20 protein-coding genes are annotated in these 14,745 nt (G+C 68.3%); 6 read left to right on the top strand and 14 right to left on the bottom strand.

Annotated elements, in window-relative coordinates; genetic code table 11:
* Positions 1–5 precede the first annotated feature (5 nt).
* The 4 genes from E2C04_RS04855 to E2C04_RS04840 form a co-directional block, all read right to left on the bottom strand.
* Positions 6–485: an SRPBCC family protein gene (locus E2C04_RS04855; protein ID WP_135831766.1), complete on the bottom strand. Its 480-nt coding sequence runs from the start codon at positions 483–485 to the stop codon at positions 6–8.
* 58 nt (positions 486–543) lie between these two features.
* On the bottom strand, positions 544–1,341 hold the full coding sequence (locus E2C04_RS04850; RefSeq protein ID WP_135831765.1) for an MBL fold metallo-hydrolase: 798 nt from the start codon (positions 1,339–1,341) through the stop codon (positions 544–546).
* An 18-nt stretch (positions 1,342–1,359) separates the two neighbouring features.
* Positions 1,360–2,166, bottom strand: coding sequence for a hemerythrin domain-containing protein (locus E2C04_RS04845; RefSeq protein ID WP_135831764.1), 807 nt, complete (start codon positions 2,164–2,166; stop codon positions 1,360–1,362).
* A gap of 84 nt (positions 2,167–2,250) precedes the next feature.
* The gene (locus E2C04_RS04840; protein ID WP_135831763.1) at positions 2,251–2,466 is read right to left on the bottom strand and encodes a hypothetical protein; all 216 of its coding nucleotides are present in this window, start codon (positions 2,464–2,466) and stop codon (positions 2,251–2,253) included.
* A 178-nt stretch (positions 2,467–2,644) separates the two neighbouring features.
* Here E2C04_RS04840 and E2C04_RS17645 point away from each other — a divergent pair, with 178 nt between their 5' ends.
* A complete protein-coding gene (locus E2C04_RS17645; protein ID WP_158630601.1) occupies positions 2,645–2,791 on the top strand; it encodes a hypothetical protein in 147 nt (48 codons plus the stop codon).
* Between the two features lie 87 nt (positions 2,792–2,878).
* On the opposite strand, the gene E2C04_RS04835 is transcribed toward E2C04_RS17645, so the two are convergent.
* From E2C04_RS04835 to E2C04_RS04810, 6 genes are read right to left on the bottom strand one after another with little or no spacing between them, the layout of a single operon-like run.
* Positions 2,879–3,334 (bottom strand): pilus assembly protein TadG-related protein, encoded by a 456-nt coding sequence (locus E2C04_RS04835; protein WP_229721459.1) that lies wholly within the window; start codon positions 3,332–3,334, stop codon positions 2,879–2,881.
* A complete protein-coding gene (locus E2C04_RS04830) occupies positions 3,331–3,789 on the bottom strand; it encodes a hypothetical protein (RefSeq protein ID WP_135831762.1) in 459 nt (152 codons plus the stop codon). Before E2C04_RS04830 ends, E2C04_RS04835 begins: the two co-directional genes overlap by 4 nt.
* On the bottom strand, positions 3,786–4,193 hold the full coding sequence (locus E2C04_RS04825; protein ID WP_229721458.1) for a TadE/TadG family type IV pilus assembly protein: 408 nt from the start codon (positions 4,191–4,193) through the stop codon (positions 3,786–3,788). Before E2C04_RS04825 ends, E2C04_RS04830 begins: the two co-directional genes overlap by 4 nt.
* A gap of 1 nt (position 4,194) precedes the next feature.
* The gene (locus E2C04_RS04820) at positions 4,195–4,416 is read right to left on the bottom strand and encodes a hypothetical protein (RefSeq protein WP_135831761.1); all 222 of its coding nucleotides are present in this window, start codon (positions 4,414–4,416) and stop codon (positions 4,195–4,197) included.
* Between the two features lie 40 nt (positions 4,417–4,456).
* Positions 4,457–5,425 carry a type II secretion system F family protein gene (locus E2C04_RS04815; protein ID WP_135831760.1) on the bottom strand — a complete coding sequence of 323 codons (969 nt, stop codon included), beginning with the start codon at positions 5,423–5,425 and terminating at the stop codon, positions 4,457–4,459.
* Positions 5,422–5,604: a hypothetical protein gene (locus E2C04_RS04810; RefSeq protein WP_188421247.1), complete on the bottom strand. Its 183-nt coding sequence runs from the start codon at positions 5,602–5,604 to the stop codon at positions 5,422–5,424. The genes E2C04_RS04815 and E2C04_RS04810 overlap by 4 nt, the downstream gene beginning before the upstream one ends.
* A 180-nt stretch (positions 5,605–5,784) precedes the next feature.
* Here E2C04_RS04810 and E2C04_RS04805 point away from each other — a divergent pair, with 180 nt between their 5' ends.
* From E2C04_RS04805 to E2C04_RS04790, 4 genes are all read left to right on the top strand, one after another.
* On the top strand, positions 5,785–6,867 hold the full coding sequence (locus E2C04_RS04805) for a hypothetical protein (RefSeq protein ID WP_158630600.1): 1,083 nt from the start codon (positions 5,785–5,787) through the stop codon (positions 6,865–6,867).
* A gap of 52 nt (positions 6,868–6,919) precedes the next feature.
* Entirely contained in the window at positions 6,920–7,288 is a 369-nt protein-coding gene (locus E2C04_RS04800) for a hypothetical protein (protein WP_135831758.1), read from the top strand.
* Positions 7,289–7,291: 3 nt separating this feature from the next.
* Positions 7,292–7,960 (top strand): hypothetical protein, encoded by a 669-nt coding sequence (locus E2C04_RS04795; protein WP_135831757.1) that lies wholly within the window; start codon positions 7,292–7,294, stop codon positions 7,958–7,960.
* 268 nt (positions 7,961–8,228) lie between these two features.
* Positions 8,229–8,543 (top strand): hypothetical protein, encoded by a 315-nt coding sequence (locus tag E2C04_RS04790; RefSeq protein WP_135831756.1) that lies wholly within the window; start codon positions 8,229–8,231, stop codon positions 8,541–8,543.
* A gap of 309 nt (positions 8,544–8,852) precedes the next feature.
* Here E2C04_RS04790 and E2C04_RS04785 read toward each other — a convergent pair whose 3' ends face one another.
* From E2C04_RS04785 to E2C04_RS04775, 3 genes are all read right to left on the bottom strand, one after another.
* Entirely contained in the window at positions 8,853–9,668 is an 816-nt protein-coding gene (locus E2C04_RS04785) for a DUF5343 domain-containing protein (RefSeq protein WP_145965130.1), read from the bottom strand.
* A 325-nt stretch (positions 9,669–9,993) separates the two neighbouring features.
* The gene (locus E2C04_RS04780; protein ID WP_135831754.1) at positions 9,994–10,716 is read right to left on the bottom strand and encodes a recombinase family protein; all 723 of its coding nucleotides are present in this window, start codon (positions 10,714–10,716) and stop codon (positions 9,994–9,996) included.
* A complete protein-coding gene (locus E2C04_RS04775; protein WP_135831753.1) occupies positions 10,713–11,108 on the bottom strand; it encodes a hypothetical protein in 396 nt (131 codons plus the stop codon). The genes E2C04_RS04780 and E2C04_RS04775 overlap by 4 nt, the downstream gene beginning before the upstream one ends.
* A gap of 172 nt (positions 11,109–11,280) precedes the next feature.
* Between E2C04_RS04775 and E2C04_RS04770 the strand changes: the two genes are divergently transcribed.
* Entirely contained in the window at positions 11,281–11,832 is a 552-nt protein-coding gene (locus E2C04_RS04770; RefSeq protein WP_135831752.1) for a hypothetical protein, read from the top strand.
* A 679-nt stretch (positions 11,833–12,511) separates the two neighbouring features.
* Here E2C04_RS04770 and E2C04_RS04765 read toward each other — a convergent pair.
* Positions 12,512–14,692 (bottom strand): phage/plasmid primase, P4 family, encoded by a 2,181-nt coding sequence (locus E2C04_RS04765; protein ID WP_158630599.1) that lies wholly within the window; start codon positions 14,690–14,692, stop codon positions 12,512–12,514.
* Positions 14,693–14,745 lie beyond the last annotated feature (53 nt).

Here is a 14,745-nt window from a genome sequence, read left to right as displayed (position 1 = left end):
CAGCGTCAGTCGCTGGTGCCTCGGCCCCTCGCGCGACCCTCGACCAGCAGCGCCAGGCGGCGCATCGTCTCGCGGTTGCGGGGGCCGATCATCAGCTGACGCACCGGCTGGGGCACCAGGGACCCCGGGCCCTCGACCGCGTCCTCACGGATGTGGATGCGGCAGTGGTCGGCCCCGACCTCCTCGACCTCGAGGATCACCTCGGCGGCGCCCGCGGGCCACCCGTGCGTCTTGAGCCGCAGCAGACGGGGCTCCTCGACCTCGAGCACCTCGGTCTTGTCGTCGAGCAGCAGCGGCCAGTTGCCCACCGAGTGGTGCAGCCGCGACCCGACGGCGGGCCAGTCGGGGTCGACGTCGCGCATCCGGGCGGCGCCCACCACCCACATCGGGTAGAACCAGCCGTCGGCGAGCACGTCCCACACCGCGGAGGCGGGGGCATCGACGTCGCGGCTGACCTTCACGACTCCATCGTCACTGGCGCTCATCTGCATCTCCTCGTGTCGGGAAGCTTGGTGGGTGCACCCGTACCCATCTGGGCTGCTCTCACACCGGCTCGATCGAGACGGTCTGCCCGCGCTCGACGGTCTGGATGCCGTCGGCGAGGCCTTCGCGGCGGGCGAGCTGCAGGAAGTGCGAGAGCGGTGAGCGGAAGACCGGGTAGTCGTCGTGGTGCACGGGCACGGTCCGCTCCGGGTGCACCCGGCGCAGGAAGTCGACGCCCTGGGCGGCGTCCATGGTGACGGTGTGCAGCAGCACCCGGGTGCCGCCGAGGTGGACGACCGCGGTGTCGATGTGCGGGTGCCGGCGGGCGATCTCGCTGAGGTGGCCGCCGGTGAGGGTGTCGCCGCTGAGGTAGACGCGCTGACGCACCCGCCCGCCGACGCTGTGCTCGAGCAGCGACCCCATGACCGGGGGCAGCAGCGCCCCCATCACGCCGCGCGCGTGGATGCCGGGCAGCGACTCGACGGCGAGGGTCTCGTCGCCGGCCCTCAGCACGTGGCGCTCCCAGGTGTGCAGGCCGCGGGCGTCGAAGCCCCACTTCCGCAGCTTGTCGGCGGCGGGCCCGGTGGTGAGCACCGGCGGGGTGCGGTCGAGGTCGCGGCGGGCGACCCGGTCGAAGTGGTCCCCGTGCAGGTGCGAGAGCACGACCGCGTCGAGCCGGGGCAGGTCGGCGGGCTGGAGCGCGGGCTCGGTCACGCGCCGCGACCACAACCCCTTGCCCAGGTAGGCACGCTGGCCGCGGTGCAGGAAGTTGGGGTCGGTGAGGAGCGTGAAGGAGCCGATCCGCAGGACCGTGGTGGCCGTGCCGATGAAGGTGAGGGTGTCCCCGGTCTGGCTCACGTCGGTCTCACTTCGGGCTCACACCGGTCCCGGCACGGTGTCCGCGCCACCGACCAGGCGGAGGCGGGCGACCCCGGGCGTACGACGTGGCGCGCGCTCATCCTCGGGCTGGGCGCCGATCCGCTCGAGGCGGGCTGCGGCGCCGCCCAGGCGGGCGCTGACGCCCCGGCAGGGGCGGGCGATCCGGGGGCTGCGCAGGCTGACGGCGTCGAGCAGGTCACGGCTGCGGTCGAGGACGGTGAGGGGTACGGCGGTGATGACGTGGCCGGGCGCCAGGCGGGAGGTGACGGGGTGCGGCCGGCTGGGGGCGGTGCGGCGGACCAGCTCCCAGCCCAGGCCGATCATCCGCAGCTGGGTCGGGGTGAGGGTCTCCTCGAGGCGCGGGAGGATCCGCTCCTCCTCGTCGCGCACGTCGGCGCGCAGCAGCTCGACCAGCCGGGCGACCACGGCCTGGTGGTCCTCGTCGAGGTCGCCGGAGTGCTGCAGGGCCTCGAGGCGGCGCCACAGGGCGTTGACCTCCTGGTGCTCCTCCTCGACGCCGGCGGTGAGGGCCTCACCGAAGGGCACCGCGCGGCGGACCACCGGCCACAGCAAGGACTCCTCGGCGTAGGCGTGCGGGAAGACGAGGCGCGCGATGGCGGAGAGCGTACGAGCGCGGTCGGTGGCGTCGCGTCCGCGGGGTGCGGTGACTCGTCGAGGAGCTGGTCGAGGCGCTCGTGGTCGGCCTTCTGTCGTGGCGACGATGCCGAAGCGTCCACCGGGGACGCGGGCCTTGCGCCTGCGGCGTGCGTCGTCGAGGTTGACCACCTCGCTGGCCGCGGTCACCTCCTGCCGTCACGCGCCGTCGAGTCACCCGTCTCTTCGTGCAGTGCCGTCGTCATGGCTACTCCGTCCCCACCTCGGCGGCGTTCACACCTCCTCGTCTGCGTCCGGGTCTGCGGCGCCTGCCGGGGCGGAGGCAGGACCGGCGTCAGGGTCGGCGTCGTCGTCGGTCTCGGCGGCCGCCGCGCCGGAGGGAGCGGAGCTGGGCTCGCTGTCCTGGTCGTGGGACTGGTCGCCCATCTGGGCGCTGGTCTCGGCGGGGCTGTCGTCGACCAGGTTGGGCTCGTCAGGGGTGTGGCTCATCGGGTTCTCCTCCGTGTCGTCGGCATCGGGCGGCGGGTGGCCGCGCGTGGTCGGACAGCCCTGTACCCATCGACGGGTGCGGTGATGCAGCAGCCAGCCCGGTGGCTCGGGACCATCGGCCCTGAAGTGAGTACATCGACTCTGTCGACCCGGTGGGGCTGGCGGACAGGATCTCCGCATGCAGTCAGACACGACCTGGGGGAAGAGGCAGGTGCGGCGCGTGGTCGCGATCAGCGCCGTCACTCTGAGCGTCGCACTGGTCGTCAACGTAGGTGACGACTCCGACGCCGTGGCTGGCCTGCAGTACGCGGTGGTGGCTGAGTAGCCAGCACCCGCCTCGGCCCGGCCGGTGCTGTGCTGCGCGGGGGCGTGCACAGCGCTGGCCGGGGCCGGGTTGAGCCCGAGGCTGGGCTCAGCGCTGCACCGTGACCGCGGCCCGCCCGGTCGCGACGATCACAGGATCGCTTGCGACGCCCGGCACCGCGAGCGGCAGGTCGAGTGGTGCGCGCAGGGTCACCGTGACGACGCCCGCGCCGGGATCGACGGCGACGTCGTGGGCCAGGCCGGGGTACGTGTCGTACGCCCCCACCGCGGCGAGGTGCTGGCCGACGGCGGTGTGGACCTGCTCGGCGCTCTGCGTCAGCCGCCCCTCGGGGATGCCGTCGGTGTAGGCGCCCACGGACCCAAGGTCGGCGCCCTGCAACGCGGCTCCGTCGGCCAACGTGGTCAGACCCTGGCGCTGCAGGTAGGCGGCTGAGGCGTCGACCACCACCGCGACCAGGACGAGCAGGAAGGCGGCGAAACCGATGATCATCGGCGTCACCGACCCCCGCTCGCTCCGCCAGAACTCCCCCGGCTGCCTGGTCACGGCGCACCCTCGACGTACTGGCCGATCGGGACTCGGTGCCTGGCCTCGAGGTCGAAGTCGGTCTGCCCACGCCGGAAGATCTCGGGCACCATCGGCAGCGTGACACCGGAGCTGATCGTCACGGTGACCACGGACGTACCCGCCAGGCAGCGACCGGCGCCTAGGCTGCAGTCGACCTCCACGTCGAGCGGCATGTCGGGACCGCCCTGGTCCTTGAGGGTCTGCCGGGCGGCCTCGGTGGCACGCGCACGCGCGCTGGCTTCGTCGGGGGCGAGGACGTACGCCCGTCCCGCGGCCCGAGCAGCCGCACTCACCGCGAACGCACCGCGCTGCACCTCGAAGACCGACAGCACGATCCAGACCAGCGGGACGATCAGCAGGATCCCCAGCCAGATGAACTCGATGAGTCCGCTGCCCCGCTCGTCGCGGCGTCCGACCAGCGCCCGGCGGCTCACGGCACGGCCCCGCTCGGGTCGGGCTCGATCACCGCGTTGCCGGCGACGGTGAAGGCGACCGCGGGGCCGCCGAGCCCCAGGGCAGGCACGGCCACGTCGACCTCGACCCGGTAGGCGGGCGTCCCCGCGAAGTCGGTGACCTCGATACGGGTCGCCTTCACGAAACGCTCGGCGACCGCGCCCGTCCACTGGTCGCGGGTGCGCACGAGGCCGTCCGAGGGCGTGGACTCCCACGCGGCCGCGTGGCGCGCACCCTCGGAGGCCGCGAGCGCGACCGTGTTGCGCACGTGGAGCACCAGCGCCAGCTGCATCACGCCGAGCACGAGCGGCACCAGGAGCACCATCACGAGCACGAAGTCGACGACCGCCGACCCGCGCTCGTCATGCTCCCGGAGCCGCGACACGTCAGTTGGTGACCTTGCCGAGGGCCGAGCGCAGCATCGACTCGAGCTCGGGACCGATGAAGAGCTGGAGGCCGGCGACCAGACCGACGGTCATCACCGTGATCATCACCCAGCCGGGGACGTCGCCACGCTCGTCGCGACGCTCCCCCAGACCGAGCAGGTGGGTGGTCACGCGCACGGCGAGGGAGACGCGGGTGAGGTGGTCGAGACGCGGGGTGGGCATGGCTTTCCTCCGAGATGTGGTGGGTGGTGATGAGCGGTGGTCAGGGCGTGGTGATCCGCAGGCCGACGAGGCCCGGGTAGAGGGCGAAGAGGATGACGACCGGGAGCACGAGGAAGACGACCGGCACGAGCATGAAGACCTCGCGCCGCGCGGCGGACTCGATCAGGGCGCGACGTCCCGCCTCGCGTACGTCGCCGGCCTGGGCGTGCAGGACGTCGGCGAGCGGGGTGCCCCGCTCGAGCGCGATCGCCAGGCCCTGGGAGAACTGGGCGACCATCGGGACGCCTGTCGTGCGCGAGAGCCGGTCGAAGGCGACGATGACGGGCTCGCCGGTCCGGATCTCGGCCAGCACCCGGCCGAGGTCCTGCGACAGCTCGCCGGTGCTCCTCGCGACCACCCGGTCGAGCGCCGCGACGGGCCCCTCCCCCGACGCGACGGCCAGCGCCAGCAGCTCGGCCAGCACCGGGAACTCGGCCAGGATCGCGCGGTCCCGGGCGACCGCCTGGCTGCTGAGCCGCTGGTCGCGGGCGATGACCCCGCCGGCGAAGGCACACGCGCAGAGCAGCAGGGCCGGGACCACCCGGGTGTCGCCGCCCAACGCCGCGAGGACCCGCCACGCTGCGACGGCGGCGAAGCCGACCAGTCCCCACACGACCTGCTCGACCCGGAACTCATGGACGGTGGTCTCCAGCCCCGCGCGTTGCAGGCGGCGCTGCACGGAGGCACTCCCGCCGAGCACGCTGTCGACCGCGTCGGCGGCCCGTCGCAACGCGGGCGCCACCAACCCCGAGGCCGCGGCGAGCGGTGAGGCGCTGGGCTCGTCGGGCGAGGGGGCGACCAGTCGGCGTACGGGACCGACGGCGGTGTCGAGGCGGGGCAGGTCCTGCACCCACGGCAGCACACGGAGGTCGAGCGACGTACGCCGGATGGCGACGATGCGAGCCGCGACGACGAGCAGGCCCACTCCCCCGAGCGCGCCGACGAAGGCGCCGGCCACCGCCGGAGTCACGCCAGGATCCTTCGCTCGACGGGCAGCCGACCGATGCGCGTCATCAGTGCGTACGCCCCCGTGCAGGCGGCCGCCCCCACGGCGAGCACCAGCACACCGGTGGCCGAGGAGTAGCGCGTGATCACGTCGGACTGGAAGGACATGATCAGCAGCACGACCCACGGGGCGGAGACCGCCAACCGTGTCTAAAAAGAAGGTCTTTCCATCTCGGCTACTATCGACTTCGACGGACGGCAGGTTGACCAGAGGTCCCGCCGTCGCCCCGAGTCCATAGGCAGCGCCAAAGACTCACCGCACGACCCGTGTCCCGGAGGGATAGGGCGTGACCCCGACACGACTCTCATCTCCAAGGAGACCCCATGGCACGCGGATACAACGCTGCCGGCGACGTCTTGAAGGTCCTCGCCGACGGCACCGACATCAACAGCATCTGGGACGAGTTCATCTCGACCCTGGACCTCGCCAACCAGAAGCGCAGCGCGCTGGTTGACCTGTTCACCTTCCAGACCACGGCCAAGGGCGAGACCGTCCTGCAGACGCCGGGCGGCACCTCGGACTTCGAGGAAGCGTCCGAGTACGGCGTCCCCAAGGGCGCCCGTCTAGAGGCAGGAATGCTGCCGATGGGCTACACCTTCAAGTGGTACGACCTCGCGACCCGCTTCACGTGGAAGTACCTCGCCGACGCGTCGGCAAACCAGGTTGCTGCGGTTCACAACGGCGCGCTCGAGGCGGACAACCGGCTCACGTTCAAGGCGATCATGAACCGGCTGTTCAGCAACGTTAACGGCGTCAACGAGGACGGTACGACCGTCTACTCGCTGTGGAACGGAACGGACGGCAAGGCGCCGCCCGAGCACAACGGGTCCACGTTCCCCTCGACCCACAGTCACTACCTCACGACCGGGACGGCAGCCCTCGCCCCGGCGGACGTCGAGGTCCTGGTCGACACCGTGAAGCACCACGGGTACGGCGACGGGGACGGCCAGACGCTGGTGGTCCTCGCCAACCCGGAGGAAGCCGACGTCATCGCTGGATTCCGTTCGGGCAGCGGCGCCAAGTTCGACTTCATCGCCTCCGACGACGCGCCCCCGTACCTGACCGCTGAGACGCTGGTGGGAAGTCGCCCCTCCGGCCAGTTCAACGGTCTCAAGGTTCTCGGCCAGTACGGGTACGCCCTGATCGTCAGCAACCCGCTGATCCCTGCTGGTTACGTGGCTTGCCTCGCGACGGGCGGGTCGAACTCGGAACGCAATCCGATTGCGTTCCGTGAGCACGTGCAGACCAGCCTGCAGGGGCTGCGGATCGTCAAGGGCAAGACGCCCGACTACCCGCTGATCGACTCGTACTACAACCGAGGCTTCGGCGTCGGCGTCCGTCACCGCGGCGCGGCTGCGGTCCTGCAGGTCACCACCAACGCGAGCTACACCGCTCCGACGTTCTGAGAGAGGTACTGACATGAGCACTCAGACCCACGCGGACAACGTCGTTGCTGCCGTGCAGGAGGTCAACCTCCTGTGCGGCGGCAACGCCCACCTGACCGAGGACGAACTGATTGGCCGCATTGTCGAGTTCGCCGCCAACGGTCGTCACACGTTCGGCCACGACGAACCGCTGGAAGCCGAGCACGTCCGCGTGCTTCCCGCTCAACGAGCGTTCGAGGCACGCAAGGTCCACGGGATCGACACCGACCGTCCCACCGCCGACGTGTGGACCATTTGCGACCGCTGCGACGGACACCACGTCAGCACCACCGGCCGCACAGTCCTGGTCCCTGCTGGTACCGCCGCCATCGAGTTCCACGTCTGCCTGATGTGCGTGGACTACCTGAACGACAACTTCGGTCCGGTTCAGTGGAAGGAGTGAGCGATGGGACGGCGGATCAGCCACTCGGAAGAGCGGTGGCAACAGATGGAGTGGGCCGGTTCGCCCGTCGTCCGCTGCGCGGCACCGACGCAGGCTGGGACTCGCTGCAAGCGTGAGGCGCTCGCAGGGTCCATCGTCTGCGACAAGCACGGGGGTCACCTGCCCAACGTCCAGAAGCGCGCCAAAGAGCGGTACGTCAACCTTGCGGACCAGGCGCGTGAGGTCGTGGAGGGCATCCTCAACAACCCCAAGTCCTCGGATGCGGCGAGGTTGAAGGCTGCCGAGATGGTCATGAAAGCAACGGGGATGGAGGACGCCAAGAAGGTCGTGGTGGACATCGAGACCGACCCGGTCGAGAAGTTGTTCCGCAACCTGCTGGGCGACCCCGAGGGGCTTGCCCCCAGGCGTGTTGATCATCCTGCAGCGCCTCCCGCGATCGAGGCAGGGGAGGTTGTTCGGGGCGAGGTTCTCGACCCCGTTCAGGACGCCTACGACGCCTTCGCTGAGAGTCACACCCCCGACGCTGAGGTCGTCTCGATGAGAGCCTTCGGTGAGCCGGGTCCCTACGCGCACCGCCAGCCGTCGATGTTCGACGCACCTACGGATGCCGCGGCAGCCAAGCAGGCTGCTCGCATCCCCAAGCACATCCGGGACGATCTCGACGCCGGATGACGTGCCCGTGCCGGGTACGCCGAGTGCGGGGCTGCCAGTGCCGCCGCCCCGCACTCGGCACACGATCACCCCGCCCGACCGGTTTCGCTCATGGGCCGGTCGGGCGGGGAACCAGCGCTTCGCCTTGCGCAACAGGTTTCCGTCCTGCATGCTTGCTCACGCAGTGACCAGCACGCGGTAAGCGATGGCGTGTCGGGCCATTCAGCCGTGAGGGACCCCGCTGCTTCGTTTGAGTCGTCCAACGACTCCGAAGCACAGGAGGCTTCACATGACTGACAGGATTCGCGCGGCAGTAGCCGACTACTTGGGCGTGCCGCCTGCGCATCTCGGCGCCGTTGAGTTCACCGCCCACCGGAGGGGCGGGGCGCTCAAGTCTCTTGAGGGCGCGCAGTTCCGCGTCGACTTCACCACGTGCTGTTGCTGCGAGGTTGACCTCAGCCGGGAGCCGCACAAGGCGGACTGTCCGGAGGACTGTCCGGAGGACACTGGCGAGGATCTCATCTGCGTCCAGTGCGGCGAGGCCCTGGGGGCCGGACACACCTTCGTGGTTCGGTGTCCTGAGATGCCCTCTGACGGGTCGTAGCTCGTAGTCGGGACAGATACCCGCGACGGGCGCGAACGATGGCGAGAGGCCGGTTCGCGCCCGTCGCGCCGAGGGCGCAAGAGTGTCGGTGGTCGCGAGTACGGTCCGCAGCATGGCGGATGTGACCTGTTACCTAGTCGGCACACGCGATACGTGGCTACTATGTGCGCAAGCCACTGAAGAAGGTGGCCGGTGACGCCCGCCCTCGCAAGACTGACGCCACCGGCCGATCGTTGGAGCCAGCGCGTACGTTCGCCGTCTCCTTCTTCCCATCTGGGTTGGAGCAGGGTGTGGACCCCCGCATTCCCGTCAGGGCAAGTCTGTAGGTCCTCCCCCTGCGCCAGGGGCACCGATCCCCAGCGCCTTCTCAATTCGGTCGAGCAACGTCTGCTGGGAGTTCGCGTCGGCGTTGTCCTTCGTAGCGAGATCCATCAGCATGTTCACGTAGGCGGCCTTCTGCGCCTCGACGGACGACACCTTCGGCTCGACCACGTGGGGAGTAGGGGCGGGAGTCGGGGCAGCGGGAGCCGTCTTCGCGGCACGTCGCTTTCGGCTCCCACCGTTGCTGGCGGCGACGCGGCCCTTCTTGAAGTGCGGGCTCAACTCGACGCCCACGTCATCGGCCATGCCAAGGAAGAACGTGATCGCCTTCTGCACCGTGGCACCGGAGAGGCCTCGGTCGCGGAAGACTTCGGCCAACTGACCAGCAGTGGCGTTCTTGCTCAGGGCGAGGGCGTCGGCGTACTTCTCCTCAAAGATCATCTTGAGGTACTGCTTGCGCTCGTCCTCGCTCGCCTCGGTGATGGTCTTGAGCAGGTCCGTCGGGTGCTTCTCCTCGTCGATGAGGTCCAGGAAGCGCATGGAGCCTCGCACCTGTGCGACGAGGCTGCCGCTGGCGTTCCCGAAGTAGCTGCCATCGAAGCGCCCCGGCAACCCCTCTTCGGAGAACCGGGTCAGCAGGTTCAGAAACCCCTTGTACGACATGTAGGGCGCACCGGACCCCTGCCTCACGTCATCCCCCACGGGGAGCGTGACTTCCTCGAACTCGAAGCTGTCGCTGCTCACGATGTGCACCTCCTTCTTGGGACCGCTCCCACCTGACGAGAACCCTAGGGGGACTCCCAATCGAACGCAAGCGGATCGCGCAACTCGTAACCCCCCTTCGGAGGGGTCTACAAAGTTAGCAGTGGTGTGTACGCGTCAGTTTGCGCGTTTGTAGTTGCTGACAAATGCCACTTGACCTGGGAGTTTGAAGCCTCTTACCCAATTGTGGGCATGGCCTCTGCAATGGTGTACGTAACTCTCAAAAAAACTTCCACAAGGTCAAGCATGGCGCGTTCTTCGATGATGAAGTCGGCTAGCTGGCCGATCTTTGGGGATCTACGCCGACGGTCCTCGCAACGGCCCGAAGGTTCTCGCTCCCTGAGGCCCGACCTCGCGTAGAAGCCGTCTACGCCAACGAGGCCACCCGCTTCACGTTCGCCGGGGTCCAGGGCTTGCCCGAGCGGGTCCGCCAGTGGTCGTACGGCAGGGCGTTGAGTGCGAACGCGACCTGCTCGGGGGTCTGGCCCGCGTCGAGGCGGGCGCGGAGGTCGGCGAGGACAACCGCCTCCCTTGCGTGGTCCTTGCCGCCTTGCCCGAACTTGTAGCGACCTACGGCCTTCTCGCCGCGCGCCGCCTTCTGCTGGCGGGCCTTGCGGAGCCTCTGCACGGTCATGGCCTTGTCCAGTTGGGCAACGGCACCGAGCATCTGGCGAACGAACGTCCGGGTGGGGTCGTCGGGGTCGTCCTCCGGGATCAACCCGTAGTCGGCTTCATGCACCTCCGCGCCAAGGTCCCAGGCGCGTCGCAGTAGCGCCTCCTGCACCATCAGATTGCGCGCCAGTCGGGAGCGGGTGGCGACCACCACCGCGTCCGCTTCGCCGTCCTCGATGGCAAGAAGAGCGTCAGCGAAGGCAGGGCGGTCGTCTGCGTCACCCGTGACGGCTGCCTCGTGCAGCACAGCAACGACAGTCATGCCGAGGGCGGCGGCGTAGCGGCGGCAGTCAGCCTCCTGCACGCGGGGTCCTTCACGGTCCACCTGTCCAAGACCAGAGGTGCGGAGGTAGATGACGGCACGGCGGCCCGCACCTCGGTAGGGCACGGGCCGCGATGCGTTGGCGCGGACGGTCATGAGGCGTGCTGCAGCTGCTCAGCCAGCCACTTCTTGACGTCAGCGAGCGATGCGCCACCTTGGATGAGCGTGGCGACGTCCCCCAACGCTGCGACGCGCGCCTTGCTGGCGCGCGTCTTGCGCTCGACCTTCGGCTTGGGGTGCGCGTGGTTCATGGCACCGGCTGGGATCCCTTCGTTGCCAGCGGGGCACCCTGCCTTCACCCACGGCAGGAGGGTCTCCCGCAGAGCCGTAGCGGTGTAGGAGGTAGGGCCGGTCCATCCCGCCGCCTTCAGTTCGTCCAGCAGCGCCGAGCGGTGCTGGCCCTTGACGGGCGCCTCCTTGGCAGGGGTAGCGGGGGCCTTCGTCGCTGCCTTCTTGGCGGCGGTCTTACGTGCGGTTGCGGTAGCCATGTCGGTTCCTTCCATCGTTCCGTCGCCCGAACAAGCGTTCGGTTCGAGTCGATTACGGCAGGTCGATGTGGCGATGTAAACCGGGATGCACAGACCCGCACCAGCGGGCTTCGGGCGTCCATTGCACGATTCCGCCCCTCGCACTCGTCGCTCGCCGATACAGTCCTCCGCCGTGAACATCTCGGACTACGCAGCCCCTCTAGCCACCGTCGCAGTCGCGGTCATCAGCGCACTTGCGGCGCGACTGACCGCTACGCGCCAGACGCGCGAGGTGCAGCAACTGAAGTTGCTGATTGAGACGACCAAGGAGACGGCAGCCGAGTCGCCCGAGGGCAAGGCGTTGCGGGCGCAGTTGCTCTACGAGGTCGAGTTCTACGCGGCAAGGAACAGCGGCCGAGACAAGGGCACGTACTTCGCGACCTGGGCCATGGTCGTACTGAGTTTGGTCGCCTTCGTGTACTTCGCCTGGCTCGCTCTGGACAGCATCACCCCAGAGTCGGTCGACTACTCGACTAGCGCCCTCCTGTCTCTTCCCGCGGTTGCCTCAGCAGTCGTCGCAATCGTCTACGGCGGTCGGGTGGATCGCATCAAGAAGGCGCGGGACGCGCGAGCGAGGCGGGACTCCACGTTGAAGGAGATCAGCAACTATGAGGCTCAAGTGAGGGCCATGGAGTCCCTCGGGATGCCCAAGAAAATGATCGACGAGTGGGTGCGCAAGCCGTAAGCGCGAACTCGCTTTCTCCAGAAAGCGGGGTCACGTGCTGAGAGGTCGTCTGGCGGGTCAACAGTCACCGGCTGGTAGTTGACCCGTGGTGATCCTCCGAGCCCGCCAGATCGTCTTCTGGCCCGTCTCAGCGACGTTCGAGGATCAGTCGCCAGAGGTCGCTGGCCGTCTTGCTGACGGAGCCGGTGTAGCCCAGTCTTAGCAACTCGTCCAACAGGGTGGCCCTGCTCAGCCCTGCCTCGCGCCACGGGTACCGCGACTCCGGCAACGGGCGGGAGCGCCACCCGTTCATGCAGCACGTCCACCGCAAGGTCGTAGACCTCTACGGGAAGGTCGAGGTCCAACAGCCGGGTCACGACGTCTTCCCAGTCGGTGGAGTCCTTCACCTCATCGGCAAGGACGCGAAGTTCGGGCCACGCGTCCAGGCAAATGGCCCAGTCCTCGGCTTCGTTTGCAGCACGGGACGTCTGGCCGTCATCGGGCCTCACGGCAGTTTCAGGGACCCCGGCGTGGATGTGGCTGGCAGCAACCGTCTTGCGCGCGAGCGCCCGCGTATTGGCTTCGAAACCACGGTCCGATTTTTTCGGTCCTTCGACCAACTCTCCTCTCGAAAGAGTGACTCTAGAAGAGTTGATCGACGGACCAGTTTTTTCGGACTGGACCGGCCGAACCGAGGAAATCACGACCACGACCGCACAGCGTCAAGCCCGACGGCTCGGTAACCCTCGTAACCTGCGACCTTCTGGCCGTCGATCATGATGCGCTTGCGCTCCAATCCGAGCCGTTCCTCGAACTTGCGCTTGACGGTCGTCGAGCCGAGCCTTTCCTTGTCCGTGACACCCTCAGACCTGCACCATGAGTTGTACGCCGCCACCACGTCGGTGGCGGGCATCTTCGCGTCTACCTCCTTGACGAAGTGCTCGGCGTAGAAGGACGACATGGTGTCCTCACGGTTCTTGTACGCCTCTGTCTTGCGCTGCACGTCAGCCGGAACAACCAACCCGCTGGCGTACCACTCCACCGCACCCTGTACCGCCCACTTCAGGATGCCCGCGCCGTGGGTCTTGATCGCCCAGTCCGCCACGCCCTTCTTCTGCTGCTCGCGTGGCAGGGTCGCGTCCCACGGCATGGCGAAGATGCGCCGCCACATGCCATACGTGTCGTCGCCGATCTTGGGCAGGTGGTTCATCGCCCAGAAGATCGTCGCCGTGGACTTGAACTCGAAGAAGTCCTTGTAGAGGAACCGCGCCTTGATCTTGTCCTCACCGGAGAGCATCTTGAAGCGCTGCTCATCGACCTTGGCCCCCTCCTTGACCTCGCTCAGCGCGACAAAGCGCTTGCCGTGGAGGTCGGCCAGGCCCGTCGTGTGACCGCCCGTCAGCAACTCCGGGTCGGCGGTAGCTGCATAGTCACCGATGACGCCGCTGATCGCCTCCACGAAGGTGGACTTGCCGTTGGCTCCGCCACCGTGATGGAGCCAGATCGCCTGCTCTGAGGTTTCGCCGGTGAGTGCGTAGCCCACAGACCGCTGCAAGAACTCGATCAGGTCAGGGCGACCGACCATCGCCCAGTGGACGAAACTCTCCCACCACTCCGTCGAGGCATCAGGGTCGTACCCGACGGTGGTCATCTTGGAGTGCAACTGGTCGCGGTCGTGCGGGAGCAACTTGCCCGTCCTCAGGTCCACGACCCCGGTGGGCGTGTTGAGGAGGTCGGGTCGTGCGTCGAAGTCCGCGTTCTTCGCGTGGATTCGCTCATCCGACTTCGCGAGTTCCGGCATCGCCTTGATCCGGCCACTGTTGAGGCTGGTCCTGGCCCAGCCGATCGCGGCTCCGCGTCCCGCATCCTCGCTGTTGAGGTCCATCGCATAGTCCACGAGCGACCTCGCCGTCAGCCTGGCCCTATGCAGCGCGGTCAAATCGGCGTCGCGGACCCAACGCCGCCCGTCCCACGCGAACCACGTCTTGGAGTCGTTGGTGAACTTCAACGACCCCGCGTGCTGCTCCGCGTACAACTGTGCGTTCCCGTCGTCGGTGTGGCGGAACCGTGGCTCTTCCAGTGCGTAACGAGCAGCCGACTTCACCTTCGTGGCGATCTCCTTGTCGCTGAACGGCGGCTCGCATCTACGGCCCATCTCCAGCGCGCGCGCCGTCACTGCCGAGAGCCCGTTGTCCTCGTGATGGCGGAACTGCCGCCACCATCGGCAGCAAGCACGGAAGATCATGTCGTCGCGCTGACCGTCCGGCACGCCGTCCAGCAGGACGTCGGTTCCGGGCAAGCCCAACCCCTTGCGTTCACGGAGTGCGGCGATCAGGCCGTCCGGCGCGGGGACCGGCTCACACTGGGTCTGCCACTGGTAGACGCCACCGCTGGTGTGGTTGCTGCCTGGCAAGAGCACGTAGCCACCGACCGTCTTGGCATCCACACCCGGCAGCCAGTTGTTTCGGTTGCCCACGGTGACGCCTTCCGGGAGCAGGAAGTAGAGGTGCTTGCCGCCACCGCCGGTCAAGACCGTGGTCGTGTGCGGAAGGGACACGTCCCATTCGCCCATCGAGTCGAACCCGCCGTTACGCGGGTCGATGTCAACTACGACGCCACCGACCGGCGATGCAGCCCAGTTGGCCTGTGGGAAGCGAGCCGCCCAGGTCTCGATCTTGGTCATGTCCGTGGTCGCGTCGCCCACACCGTTCTGACTGCGCGGATGCTTGCCCGGCGACTTGCAGTCGATCTTCCCGCAGGCGCACCGACCGCGCTCGATCTCGTACACCGGGAAGACCGGCCACCCAATCTTCTGGACGACCCACAACACATCAGCGGGGACCCCGCTGGCGGTCGGGGGGATACCGTTGCCGTTGGTCATGCAGCACCGCCCTTCATTAGAGCGGCGATCAGCAGGACAGCGAAGAACGGGCC

Origin of the sequence: Nocardioides daphniae, assembly GCF_004777465.1 — a bacterium.
Taxonomy (GTDB): Bacteria; Actinomycetota; Actinomycetes; order Propionibacteriales; family Nocardioidaceae; genus Nocardioides; species Nocardioides daphniae.
The sequence above is the reverse complement of the archived record's forward strand: the minus strand, read 5'-3'. Positions and strand labels throughout refer to the sequence as shown.

Bases quoted from the DNA above. Each gene is read 5' to 3' on its own strand.
- E2C04_RS04855 (WP_135831766.1), bottom strand. From the start codon at position 485: ATGAGCGCCAGTGACGATGGAGTCGTGAAGGTCAGCCGCGACGTCGAT.
- E2C04_RS04840 (WP_135831763.1), bottom strand. From the start codon at position 2,466: ATGAGCCACACCCCTGACGAGCCCAACCTGGTCGACGACAGCCCCGCC.
- E2C04_RS17645 (WP_158630601.1), top strand. From the start codon at position 2,645: ATGCAGTCAGACACGACCTGGGGGAAGAGGCAGGTGCGGCGCGTGGTC.
- E2C04_RS04820 (WP_135831761.1), bottom strand. From the start codon at position 4,416: ATGCCCACCCCGCGTCTCGACCACCTCACCCGCGTCTCCCTCGCCGTG.
- E2C04_RS04805 (WP_158630600.1), top strand. From the start codon at position 5,785: ATGGCACGCGGATACAACGCTGCCGGCGACGTCTTGAAGGTCCTCGCC.
- E2C04_RS04795 (WP_135831757.1), top strand. From the start codon at position 7,292: ATGGGACGGCGGATCAGCCACTCGGAAGAGCGGTGGCAACAGATGGAG.
- E2C04_RS04790 (WP_135831756.1), top strand. From the start codon at position 8,229: ATGACTGACAGGATTCGCGCGGCAGTAGCCGACTACTTGGGCGTGCCG.
- E2C04_RS04780 (WP_135831754.1), bottom strand. From the start codon at position 10,716: ATGACCGTCCGCGCCAACGCATCGCGGCCCGTGCCCTACCGAGGTGCG.
- E2C04_RS04775 (WP_135831753.1), bottom strand. From the start codon at position 11,108: ATGGCTACCGCAACCGCACGTAAGACCGCCGCCAAGAAGGCAGCGACG.
- E2C04_RS04765 (WP_158630599.1), bottom strand. From the start codon at position 14,692: ATGACCAACGGCAACGGTATCCCCCCGACCGCCAGCGGGGTCCCCGCT.